Raw genomic sequence first — 492 nt, forward strand, 5'->3', positions numbered from 1 at the left:
CCCCTCAGGGAGGGATCCATCGTGAGCGACGACACCGTGCGCCGGGAGACGGTCGATCCGTCGCCCGCGCCGTTCGATCCGCCGCTCGGGGAGCCGTCGGAGGCCGCGCCGCCGCCGACGGCTCCGGCCGCACCCGGATCCGCACCGCACCGGCCACCGCTCGCCCCGCTCGCGGTTGCCGCTCTGGTCTGCGGACTGCTGGGGCTCGCTCCCGCCGCTATCGTGCTCGGTCACGTCGGATTCGTGCAGGCCGGTCGGTCGGGGCAGCGCGGCCGGGGCCTCGCGGTCGCGGGCTTCGTGCTCGGCTACCTGGTGATCGTCCTCGCGGTCGTCGCCTGGTTGGTCTGGAGCGCCTTCGTCGGTGACCTGCGCGACGGAGGCTATCTGCCCGCCTGATCCGCGGGGATCAGCACACGGCACCCTGGCTAGACTCGGCGCATGAGCGACAGCACCCGGTCCAGCTCCGACGAGCACGAGGGATCCCGCCGCCGC

General features: G+C 74.2%; 1 protein-coding gene. It reads left to right on the plus strand.

Annotated features, from left to right (window positions below; genetic code table 11):
• Positions 1–21: 21 nt before the first annotated feature.
• Entirely contained in the window at positions 22–396 is a 375-nt protein-coding gene (locus tag ACH61_RS15815) for a DUF4190 domain-containing protein (protein ID WP_158286105.1), read from the plus strand.
• Positions 397–492 lie beyond the last annotated feature (96 nt).

This window comes from Rathayibacter tanaceti (genome assembly GCF_001634385.1).
GTDB classification, from domain to species: domain Bacteria; phylum Actinomycetota; class Actinomycetes; order Actinomycetales; family Microbacteriaceae; genus Rathayibacter; species Rathayibacter tanaceti.